The organism is Streptomyces pseudogriseolus, from assembly GCA_002154585.1.
In the GTDB taxonomy this organism is placed as follows: Bacteria; Actinomycetota; Actinomycetes; order Streptomycetales; family Streptomycetaceae; genus Streptomyces; species Streptomyces pseudogriseolus.
This window is the reverse complement of record MUNG01000383.1, coordinates 1-11,200: the sequence shown is the minus strand read 5'-3', so window position 1 is coordinate 11,200 and position 11,200 is coordinate 1. Positions and strand designations below refer to the sequence as shown.

General features: G+C 72.9%; 8 protein-coding genes and 1 pseudogene. 4 read left to right on the top strand and 5 right to left on the bottom strand.

The window, feature by feature from the left end:
• A pseudogene (locus tag CCN29_RS28305) lies at positions 1-475 on the top strand (hypothetical protein); the annotation flags it as partial.
• A 271-nt stretch (positions 476-746) separates the two neighbouring features.
• On the opposite strand, the gene CCN29_RS28300 reads toward CCN29_RS28305, so the two are convergent.
• A complete protein-coding gene (locus CCN29_RS28300; protein ID WP_189406164.1) occupies positions 747-1,205 on the bottom strand; it encodes an NUDIX hydrolase in 459 nt (152 codons plus the stop codon).
• A 292-nt stretch (positions 1,206-1,497) separates the two neighbouring features.
• Here CCN29_RS28300 and CCN29_RS28295 point away from each other — a divergent pair, with 292 nt between their 5' ends.
• Positions 1,498-4,815, top strand: coding sequence for a S8 family serine peptidase (locus CCN29_RS28295; protein WP_086685433.1), 3,318 nt, complete (start codon positions 1,498-1,500; stop codon positions 4,813-4,815).
• 67 nt (positions 4,816-4,882) lie between these two features.
• Here CCN29_RS28295 and CCN29_RS28290 read toward each other — a convergent pair whose 3' ends face one another.
• Both CCN29_RS28290 and CCN29_RS28285 read right to left on the bottom strand, forming a co-directional pair.
• The gene (locus tag CCN29_RS28290; protein WP_086685431.1) at positions 4,883-5,722 is read right to left on the bottom strand and encodes a hypothetical protein; all 840 of its coding nucleotides are present in this window, start codon (positions 5,720-5,722) and stop codon (positions 4,883-4,885) included.
• A 1-nt stretch (position 5,723) separates the two neighbouring features.
• On the bottom strand, positions 5,724-6,257 hold the full coding sequence (locus CCN29_RS28285) for an RNA polymerase sigma factor (protein ID WP_006133633.1): 534 nt from the start codon (positions 6,255-6,257) through the stop codon (positions 5,724-5,726).
• A 333-nt stretch (positions 6,258-6,590) separates the two neighbouring features.
• Between CCN29_RS28285 and CCN29_RS28280 the strand changes: the two genes are divergently transcribed.
• Entirely contained in the window at positions 6,591-7,607 is a 1,017-nt protein-coding gene (locus tag CCN29_RS28280) for an aspartate-semialdehyde dehydrogenase (protein WP_006133634.1), read from the top strand.
• Between the two features lie 74 nt (positions 7,608-7,681).
• On the opposite strand, the gene CCN29_RS28275 is transcribed toward CCN29_RS28280, so the two are convergent.
• Positions 7,682-7,927, bottom strand: a complete 246-nt coding sequence (locus CCN29_RS28275; RefSeq protein WP_031017600.1) for a type II toxin-antitoxin system PemK/MazF family toxin — start codon at positions 7,925-7,927, stop codon at positions 7,682-7,684.
• A gap of 62 nt (positions 7,928-7,989) precedes the next feature.
• On the opposite strand from CCN29_RS28275, the gene pepN reads away from it, so the two are divergent.
• On the top strand, positions 7,990-10,602 hold the full coding sequence (gene pepN / locus CCN29_RS28270; RefSeq protein WP_086685429.1) for an aminopeptidase N: 2,613 nt from the start codon (positions 7,990-7,992) through the stop codon (positions 10,600-10,602).
• Positions 10,603-10,818: 216 nt separating this feature from the next.
• Here the strand turns inward: pepN and CCN29_RS28265 are convergent, their stop codons facing one another.
• Positions 10,819-11,094, bottom strand: coding sequence for a hypothetical protein (locus tag CCN29_RS28265; RefSeq protein WP_031017593.1), 276 nt, complete (start codon positions 11,092-11,094; stop codon positions 10,819-10,821).
• Between the last annotated feature and the right edge of the window lie 106 nt (positions 11,095-11,200).

Below are 11,200 nucleotides of genomic sequence, written 5' to 3'. Positions count from 1 at the left end.
GTTCAGCAGCTTCGCCGCGGTGGTACGGGAGCTGACCGCGGCGAAGCTGCTGAACCGCCCGCACGTGGTGGACGCGGTGGACTCGCTGCTGGCCGAGGGGCGGGCGCTCGCGGAGGCGCGGCTGTACCGGCTGGTCCGCGAGTACGGGCTGCCCGACCCGTGCTGGAACGTGGACCTGCGGCTCCCCGGCGGCCCGCACCTGGGCGGCCTGGACGCGTACTGGCCGGACCAGGCGGTGGCGGTGGAGCTGGACACCCGCGCGCCCCGGCCGGGCGGGCGGCCGGAGGACGACGCCGAGTGGACGCAGCACGCCCGCAAGCGCGAGCACCTGGAGCGTCTCGGCATCACGGTCGTGCACATCACGCCCCGCAAGCTGCGGGACGCGGCGGAGCAGCAGGCGGCGGTGGTCCGCACGGCACTGATGGCGTCGGCGGACCGCGACCCGGCGGCGTACGTCGTCGTGCTGCCCCGCTAGTGCGGCGGCCCGGCACTCCGTACGAGGGCGGAGGGGCCGCCGGGGGCGGGTGCGTGTCCCGGGGGCCGTCCGCGCGTCAGTCGCCGCAGTACTCCGCGTCGATCACCGTCTCGGTGTTCCCGGTCCGGTCGCCGTCGATGGCGAGCGCCCTCGACCACGGCGCGCACGGCCCGTGCGGCCGCCGCGTGGTCAACGGTGTCCCCGGTACGGTCCGCGCCCGGCGCCGCCGCGGGGGCTGCCAGGACGGCCGTTGTGCGCGGGTGCGCGGGTGTCATCCCAGGGCGGCCTTCAGGTGTCCCTCGGCGGGCCGTTCGCGCCACAGCCGCAGGGCGGTGTCGATCAGGCCGATGCGGACCAGGCCGGGAACGGCGTCGAGGGGCTGCCAGGCGGCGAGTTCGGTGGAGCCGCCGATCTCGTGGCACAGCTCGCCGCCGGCGACCCGGGCCTCGTAGATCAGCCGCAGGGCGTGGTGGTCGACCGGGCGGCGGAACCGGCCGGTGAGCGTGTGGCGGCCCGAGTCGACCCCGAGGAACCCGGTGACCTCGACGAGATAGCCGGTCTCCTCCTCCAGTTCGCGCCGCACGGTGTCGTAGGGATCCTCGCCGTGCTCCATGCCGCCGCCCGGCAGCACCCACTCGGCCACGCCGTGCTCGTCCCGTGACCGGGCGAGGAGAAGCTGTCCGTCGCGCACCACCACGGCGTAGGCCGCCACCCTCAACGTCCGTCGCATCGCCGGACGGTAACCCACGCGGCCGGGGACGCGCAGGGGTGTATTCGGGCGGTCCGCACTGTGGACACCCACCCTGCATGAGCATGACGGACTTGTCCGCTTCGGGTGCGATCCCCCCATACGGGCACCGGGGGTTTTCCCCACACCTTGCCCGGCCTTCCGGCCAGCCCTCGCCAACACCGGCCCCTTACGCGAAGCTCGTCGATCGTCCGGCAGTGCATTCCGGACCCCGCCGACCAGGAACGTTCATCCCTGGCCGCTCCCGTTCGTTCGCTCCTTTCAAGGGATGCCGATGACCAACTCCCCGCAGCGCGCCCCCATATCGGGCACCAGACGCGCGGCCCGCATAGCCGTCGCCGCCGGTCTCGTCGCCGCGCTCTCCGCCGCCGGGCCCGTCCCGCTGGCCCTCGCCGCCGACGGACCGGCCGCCGCCCCGGCCGACGCGGACGTCAAGTCCGCCCCCGACAAGCTCGGTTCGCACGACGCGGAACTCCTCGCCGACGCCAAGGCCGAGGGCGCCAAGCACGTCACGATGATGATCGCGACGGCCCCCGGGAAGACCGCCCAGGTCACCGAGGAGATCGAGGACGTCAAGGGCGCCTCGGTCGGCCGCCTGGACGACAAGCTCGGCTACGTCCGCGCCACCGTGCCCACCGGCAAGGCGGACGCGGCCATCGCCGCCGCCACCAAGCTCTCCTCCGTGCACGGCGTCGACCTGCGCGAGGAGATCCTGCTCGACGACCCGACCCCGGCCGCCGACACCACGAAGGCCGCCAGGGGCAAGGGCGGGAGCGCCAAGGGCTACGCCGCCCCGGACCGGAGGACGCCCGCGAAGAACCCGTACAACCCGTCCTTCGAGACGGGCGCCGTGGACTTCGTGAAGAAGAACCCCAAGGCGGACGGCCGCGGCGTCACCATCGGCATCCTCGACTCCGGCGTCGACCTCGGGCACCCCGCGCTCCAGCGGACCACCACCGGCGAGCGCAAGATCGTCGACTGGGTGACGGCGACCGACCCGATCGTGGACGGCGACCAGACCTGGCGCCCCATGGTCAACGCGGTCTCCGGCCCTGCCTTCACCTACGGCGGCGCCACCTGGAAGGCCCCGCAGGGTTCCTACCAGGTCAGCCTGTTCCGCGAGTCGTACACCGCGGGCGGCGACGCGGCCGGTGACGCCAACCGCGACGGCGACACCACCGACGTGTGGGGCGTGCTCTACGACCCGGCCGCCGGCACGGTCCGCGTCGACCTGAACAACAACCAGGACTTCTCCGACGACACCCCGATGAAGCCGTACAAGGACGGCTTCCAGGTCGGGTACTTCGGCACCGACGACCCGAAGACCGACGTCGCCGAGCGCCAGCCGTTCGTCGTGGAGATCCGCAAGGACGTCCCGATGGACCCCTACGGCGGCGACTGGACCGGCAAGAAGGCCGACTTCGTCAACATCGGCGTCATCGAGTCCGAGCACGGCACCCACGTCGCCGGCATCACCGCCGCCAACGGCCTGTTCGGCGGGAAGATGAACGGCGCGGCGCCCGGCGCCAAGCTGGTCTCCTCGCGCGCCTGCACCTGGTCCGGCGGCTGCACCAACGTCGCGCTGACCGAGGGCATGATCGACCTCGTCACCAAGCGCGGCGTCGACATCGTCAACATGTCCATCGGCGGTCTGCCGGCGCTGAACGACGGCAACAACGCCCGCGCCGAGCTGTACACCCGCCTGATCGACACCTACGGCGTCCAGCTGGTGATCTCCGCGGGCAACTCCGGCCCCGGCGCCAACACCATCGGCGACCCCGCCCTCGCCGACAAGGTCATCTCGGTCGGCGCGTCCGTCTCCAAGGAGACCTGGGCCGCCAACTACGGCTCCGAGGTGAAGACCAAGTACGCGATGATGCCGTTCTCGTCGCGCGGCCCGCGTGAGGACGGCGGCTTCACGCCGACCCTGACCGCGCCCGGCGCGGCGATCAACACCATCCAGACCTGGATGCCGGGCGCCCCGGTCGCCGAGGCGGGCTACGACCTGCCGGCCGGCTACGGCATGCTCCAGGGCACCTCGATGGCCTCCCCGCAGGCCGCCGGCGCCTCCGCGCTGCTGCTGTCCGCCGCGAAGCAGAAGCACGTCGAGCTCACCCCGGCGACGCTGCGCACCGCCCTCACCTCCACCGCCCGGCACATCAAGGGCGTGCAGGCCTACGAGGAGGGCGCCGGTCTCATCGACGTCGTGGACGCCTGGAAGGCGATCCGTGACGGCGCCACCGCGCACGAGTACACGGTCAAGGCACCGGTCGACACCGCGATCGACCAGTTCCTGAAGACCCCCGGCTACGGCACCGGCCTGTACGACCGTGAGGGCGGCCTGAAGGCCGGCCAGAAGAAGACGTACGACATCACGATCACCCGTACGTCCGGCCCGGACCGCGCCGTCCGCCACGAGCTGGACCTCGCCAACAACGCGGACCGCACCTTCCGCATCGCCGGCGACGACACCGTCTCGCTGCCGCTGAACAAGCCGGTGACCGTCAAGGTCCAGGCGCGTCCCGGCTCGGCCGGCGTCAAGAGCGCGATCCTCGAGGTCGACGACCCGCGCACCGAGGGCGTGGACCGGCAGATCCTCACCACCGTGGTGGTCTCCACCCCGCTGAAGTACACCTACGCGGCGAAGGGCACCGCCCAGCGCAACAGCACCACCTCCTACTTCGTCACCGTGCCCGAGGGCGCGAAGACGCTGGAGGTCGCGATGAGCGGGCTGAAGGCGACGAGCCAGACCCGGTTCATCTCCATCCACCCGTACGGTGTGCCGTCCGACCCGACCTCGACGGTCAACTGCTACCCGAACTACAGCAACCCGGCGAACACCTGCCGTCCCGACGTGCGCTCGTACGCGGACCCGCAGCCGGGCGTCTGGGAGATCGAGGTCGAGGCGCGCCGCACCTCGCCGCTGCTCGACAACCCGTACCGGCTGGACGTCGCCGTGCTCGGCGCGGCCTTCGACCCGGAGACCGTCACGGTGCCCGAGGCGAAGGTCGGCACCCCGGCCGCCGTCGACTGGACGGTGACCAACGAGGCCGCCGCGATCGACGGCAAGCTGGCCGGCGGGCCGCTCGGCTCGTCGAAGACCGCCCGGCCGTCGATCGCCTCGGGCGACGTCCACACCACCACCGTCGAGGTGCCCGAGGGCGCCGCGTCGCTGGACGTGTCGATCGGCAACGTCTCCGACACCGCCGCCGACCTGGACCTGACCGTGTACGACGCGGCCGGCGCGCAGGTCGCGCAGTCCGCGGACGGCGACTCGGAGGAGTCCGTCTCCCTCGCCGCCCCGAAGGCCGGCACGTACACGATCGAGGTGGTCGGCTACGCGGTCCCGGCCGGCACGACGGAGTACGACTACCTGGACGTGTTCTTCTCCCCGACGCTCGGCACCGTCACCGTCGACGGTTCCGCGCCGGTGAAGCTGGGCACGGGCGCCAAGGCCACCGTCTCCGGCGAGGTCACCGTCGCCGCCGCGGCTCCCGAGGGTCGCGCGTTCTTCGGCCGCGTGCAGCTGGTCAACGCGCGCGGCACGGTCGCGGGCGTCGGCAGCGTGGCGATCGAGAAGGTCGTCCCGTAGCGGAACGGCCCTCAGGGCCGCACACGAGGGGCGGGCGTCCGTACGGGCGCCCGCCCCTTCCGCGCGCTCAGCCGCAGCGCATCGCGCGCGACGCGGGCAGCGCGGCGACGATCCCCGCCCGGACCGGGGCGATGTCCGCCTCGCCCACGGCCATCCGGTCCGGGTGGGCGAGGCCTGCGGACAGGGCGACCAGCACCTGGTCGCCGGGGCGCAGCGGCACCTGGTCGGCGTCGTCCCTGAGGAACGTCACCGGCCCGTCCCCCTTGTAGTACCGGCTTGCCCGCAGCGTGACCCGCTGCACGCCGCCGGTGCCCGGCACCTCCTCCAGCTGTGTCACCCGGCCCTCGGCGACGAGGCGCGCGCACGCCAGGTAGCGGGGGGTGCCGAAGACGGGGGCGCCCGCGTCCTCCTTGGCGTCAGCGGCGGCGCCGCCCCGGGACGCGGAGTCGGCCGTCGCGCCGCCGTCCTGCGACACGAGCCAGCCCAGGCCGAGCACCAGCCCGGCGGCGGCAGCGGCGGCGAGCCCGCCGAGGGCAACCTTCAGCGGCCGGTACCGGGACCGTCGCCGGAGCGGCGTGACGGGCGTGGTCCGTGCGGGGCGCGGCCCGGCCGCCCCGGCCTCCTCCTCGGGCCGCTCCCCGGCGGCCGGAGCGGCCTCCTCTCGCCCCGCCAACGCGTCCCCGATCAGCGTGAGCTGCTCCTTCAGCACGGCAAGATCGGCGAACGCGGCGTCGCGCGCCGCACGGTACGCGGCGTCTTCCCCCGCCCCTTCAGGCGGCGGCTCGTCGAACAGGGCAGCGGCGAGGGCGTCGTGCGGGGGGTCTTCGTGGCGGGGGCCCTCGCGGCCCGCGTTCTTTCGGAGCGGGGTGCGGTCCCCGCGGGGCTCGCTGTTGTCGTGGGCGGTCACGTCACACCACCTCGTCCTCGTGCAGGCGGGCGCGCAGGGCCCGTACCGCCGTGTGCAGCCTGCTCTTGACCGTGCCCTCCGGGACGCCGAGCTGCTCGGCGATGGAGCGGACCGGCAGATCGGCGTAGAAGCGCAGCACGACGACCTGGCGCTGCGCGTCGGGCAGCGCGTCCAGGCCCCGTGCGACGGCCAGCGACAGCACGCTGGTCTCCTCGCCGGACGGCGTCTCCGCGGGTCCGAGCGCGGCCAGCCGCTCCCCCAGCCGTTCCTGCCGCCGCTTGGCCCGGTGCCAGTCCATGGCGAGGTTGGAGGCGACGACCGCCGCCCACGCCGAGACGTCCCGGGGCGCCTCCCTGCCGCTCGCGGCGCGTTCCAGCAGCCGCAGACGGACCTGCTGCACCCCGTCCGGCAGGTCCGCCTGCGGCACTCCCCCGAGTGCGAGCACCGCCCGCACCCTGCGTTCCTGCGCCGCGTCCAGCGGGTCGTCGCCGACGGCGCCCGGCCCGCGGCCGCGCCGGGTTCTTCCGCGCAGCACCGCTCACCCCCCTCACGCTGTTTCCTCTACGACGCGGCGGGCGGCCGGAACGTTCGGACGGATGCGCGGGGCGTCGCAGAGGCGTACGTCACACTTCGTGTGGACGGGGGCGGTCCGGGCAGGGGTCCTTGCGGCCGACGGCCCCCGCAGAGGGAATTCCTGCAGCTCAGGCGGGTCGCGGCCGAAGGTCCGCAACCGGTGCCCGGGCACGGTTCGTCCCACTGTGCGGGCGGTCGGGGCAAAGAATTGGACAGCCGGGGCGTGGTCGGCCGCATGATGGAAGGGCCCCGTCCAGGCACATCAGGTACGCGAGAGACGTAGTAGGGAGTCGCCGTGAGGGTCGGAATCGTCGGAGCCACCGGTCAGGTGGGCACGGTCATGCGAAGGATCCTCAAGGAGCGGAACTTCCCGGTGACGGAGCTGCGCCTGTTCGCCTCGGCCCGCTCGGCGGGCACGGAGCTGGACGGCGTGACGGTGGAGGACGCGTCCACCGCCGACTACAGCGGCCTGGACATCGTGCTGTTCTCCGCGGGCGGCGCGACCTCGAAGGCGCTGGCCGAGAAGGTCGCCTCGCAGGGCGCCGTGGTGATCGACAACTCCTCCGCCTGGCGCAAGGACCCCGAGGTCCCCCTCGTCGTCTCCGAGGTGAACCCGAGCGCGATCGCGAACCGCCCCAAGGGCATCATCGCCAACCCGAACTGCACGACGATGGCCGCGATGCCGGTGCTGCGTCCGCTGCACGCGGAGGCGGGCCTGGAGGCGCTGGTCGTCGCCACGTACCAGGCGGTGTCCGGTTCGGGTCTCGCGGGCGTGGCCGAGCTGCACGGCCAGACGCAGAAGGTCGTCGACGAGGCCGACAAGCTGACGCACGACGGCGCGGCGGTCGACTTCCCCGAGCCCGGCGTCTACAAGCGCCCCATCGCCTTCAACGTGCTGCCCTTCGCGGGCAACCTCGTCGACGACGGTCTGAACGAGACCGACGAGGAGCAGAAGCTCCGCAACGAGTCGCGCAAGATCCTGGACATCCCCGAGCTGAAGGTCTCCGGCACCTGCGTGCGCGTCCCGGTCTTCTCCGGCCACTCCCTGCAGATCAACGCCCGGTTCGCCCGCCCGATCAGCCCGGAGCGCGCGACCGAGCTGCTCGCGGAGGCGCCCGGGGTGGTCCTCACCGACATCCCGACCCCGCTCCAGGCCGCCGGCCAGGACCCGTCGTACGTCGGCCGCATCCGCCGCGACGAGACGGTGGACAACGGCCTGGCGCTGTTCGTCTCCAACGACAACCTCCGCAAGGGCGCGGCCCTGAACGCGGTGCAGATCGCGGAGCTGGTGGCCCAGGAACTGAGCGCCTGACGGCACACGGACACACGAAGAGGCGGGCGCCCCCAGGGACGCCCGCCTCTCGCCGTTCCGGCGCCCTGGGCGCGTCAGAGTGCCAGGTGCCGGCGCAGGGCCACGTCCGCGCGCAGCAGGACCTGGAACGACAGGACCCGAGTGGTGTTCGACGTCAGCGGCACCACGCTGACGACGCCCCGGCCGTTCCGCTCGACGGACTCGTTGGCACCGTCGTCGGACACGATCACGGCCGGGCGGATCTTGTCCGCCTCGCTGCCCCAGGCCGGCTCGTGGAACCCCGCGACAGAGGGGTATCCCCATGCCTGCGGTTTCGTCATCGCGTCGGGGCGATCTCGCGTGGAAGGATGGCGCAACCCACACATATCGAGGAGATGACCGCGTGCCTGGCACAAACCTGACTCGCGAAGAGGCGCAGCAGCGGGCGAAGCTGCTGACCGTTGACTCGTACGAGATCGAGCTCGATCTCTCCGGCGCGCAGGGCGGGGGTACCTCCCGCTCGAGCGAAGCCGAGAGTGGGGGAGGCACCTACCGTTCCGTGACCACGGTGCGCTTCGACGTCGCCGAGGACGGCGCGGAGTCCTTCATCGACCTGGTGGCTCCGGCCGTCCACGAGATCACCCTGAACGGCGAGTCGCTGGACCCCGCCGAGCGCTTCGCGGACTCCCGCATCGCCCTGCCCGGCCTGCTCCAGGGCCGCAACGTGCTGCGGGTGAGTGCCGACTGCGCGTACACCAACACGGGTGAGGGCCTGCACCGCTTCGTCGACCCGGTGGACGACCAGGCGTACCTGTACACGCAGTTCGAGGTGCCGGACGCCCGCCGGGTGTTCGCCGCCTTCGAGCAGCCGGACCTCAAGGCGACGTTCCGGTTCACGGTCAAGGCGCCGGAGGGCTGGACGGTCATCTCCAACTCCCCCACGCCGGAGCCGAAGGACAACGTGTGGGAGTTCGCGCCGACCCCGCGCCTGTCCACGTACGTCACGGCGCTGATCGCCGGCCCGTACCACTCGGTGCACAGCGTGTACGAGAAGGACGGCCGGTCGGTGCCGCTCGGCATCTACTGCCGGCCCTCGCTCGCCGAGTACCTCGACGCGGACGCCATCTTCGAGGTGACCCGGCAGGGCTTCGACTGGTTCCAGGAGAAGTTCGACTACGCCTACCCGTTCGAGAAGTACGACCAGCTGTTCGTGCCCGAGTTCAACGCGGGCGCCATGGAGAACGCGGGCGCGGTGACCATCCGCGACCAGTACGTGTTCCGTTCGAAGGTGACGGACGCGGCGTACGAGGTGCGGGCCGCCACGATCCTGCACGAGCTGGCGCACATGTGGTTCGGCGACCTGGTCACCATGGAGTGGTGGAACGACCTGTGGCTGAACGAGTCGTTCGCCACCTTCGCGGAGGCCGCCTGCCAGGCCGACGCGCCCGGCTCCAAGTGGCCGCACTCGTGGACGACGTTCGCGAACCAGATGAAGACCTGGGCCTACCGCCAGGACCAGCTGCCGTCCACGCACCCGATCATGGCGGACATCCGCGACCTGGACGACGTGCTCGTCAACTTCGACGGCATCACGTACGCCAAGGGCGCCTCCGTGCTGAAGCAGCTTGTCGCCTACGTGGGCGAGGACGAGTTCTTCCGGGGCGTGCAGGCGTACTTCAAGCGCCACGCGTACGGCAACACGCGCCTGTCCGACCTGCTGGGCGCCCTGGAGGAGACCTCAGGACGTGACCTGAAGGCGTGGTCGAAGCAGTGGCTGGAGACGGCCGGCATCAACGTCCTGCGCCCGGAGATCGAGACGGACGACGCCGGTGTCATCACCTCCTTCGCCGTCCGCCAGGAGGCACCCGCCCTCCCGGCCGGCGCGAAGGGCGAGCCGACCCTGCGCCCGCACCGCATCGCGATCGGCCTGTACGACCTGGACGAGGCGACCGGCAAGCTGGTGCGCGGCGAGCGCGTCGAGCTGGACGTCGACGGCGAGCTGACCGCCGTGCCGCAGCTCGCGGGCAAGCGCCGCCCGGCGGTGATCCTGCTCAACGACGACGACCTGTCGTACGCCAAGGTCCGTCTGGACGAGCAGTCCCTCGCCGTCGTCACCGAGCACCTGGGCGACTTCGAGTCGTCGCTGCCGCGGGCGCTGTGCTGGGCCTCCGCCTGGGACATGACCCGCGACGCGGAGCTGCCCGCCCGCGACTACCTGTCGCTCGTGCTGTCGGGTGTCGGCAAGGAGTCCGACATCGGTGTCGTGCAGTCGCTGCACCGGCAGGTGAAGCTCGCCCTCGACCTGTACGCCGACCCGGCCGCCCGCGAGAGCCTGCTGACCCGCTGGACCGACGCGACGCTCGCGCACCTGCGGTCCGCCGAGCCGGGCGGCGACCACCAGCTGGCGTGGGCGCGCGCCTTCGCGGCGACCGCCCGCACCCCGGAGCAGCTGGACCTGCTGGAGGCGCTGCTCGCCGGCACGCGGACCGTGGAGGGCCTGGCCGTCGACACGGAGCTGCGCTGGGCGTTCGTGCAGCGGCTGGCCGCGGTGGGCCGGTTCGACGAGGCGGAGATCGCCGCCGAGTACGAGCGGGACAGGACGGCGGCGGGCGAGCGGCACGCGGCCACCGCGCGGGCGGCGCGCCCGACGGAGGAGGCCAAGGCGGAGGCGTGGGCCTCGGTCGTCGAGTCCGACAAGCTGCCGAACGCGGTGCAGGAGGCGGTCATCGCCGGCTTCGTGCAGACCGACCAGCGGGAGCTGCTGGCGCCGTACACGGAGAAGTACTTCGAGGCGCTCGCGGACGTGTGGGCGTCCCGCTCGCACGAGATGGCCCAGCAGATCGCGGTCGGCCTCTACCCGGGCGTCCAGGTCTCCGGCGAGACCCTCGACCGGACGGACGCCTGGCTGACCGCCGCCGAGCCCAACGCGGCCCTGCGCCGCCTGGTCTCGGAATCCCGCGCCGGCGTGGAACGCGCCCTGCGCGCGCAGGCGGCGGACGCGGCGGCGTCGGCGTAACACGCGTTCGTGAAGGGGCGTCCGGTCGCACGGCCGGCGCCCCTTCCTTGCTGTCGGGGCCCGGAGCGGGCGGCGCGGCGCGCGGACCTGCGCGGAAGGCGCCGCGTGCCACCGGGCGCCGGGCCCGTCGGCCCCGCGGGCACGCCGAAGGGCGCCGGCGGGGGCCGGCGCCCTTCGGGACGGCGTGTGCGGGCCGCTCGGGCGAGCGGGCCGGGGTCAGGCCTTGGACTCCGCCTTGGTCCGGATGTTGGAGCTCGTCGGGTCCTTCTTCTGGTGGGACTTGTCGAGCGCCATCACCAGACCGGCGATGACCGCGAAGAGGCCGACCGGGAGCAGGACGTAGAGGCCCAGCGTCTCGATGACGCTCAGGCCCGTGCCGGGGTCGTCGCCGTCGTCGCGGTTGAGCGCGAGCGCGGGGGACGACATGAGCAGCATCATCAGCGTCGTACCGGCTGCCAGGGCGCCGGCGCGCAGGGCGTTCTTCTTGTCCACGGTGCCCAACGTACCGAACCCGGTCGGGGGCCGCGCGCCCGGGGTGTCGTACGGACGCGCGGGCCGGTCAGGGGGCGGGCGGGGCGCCGGCGCGCAGCACGTCGGC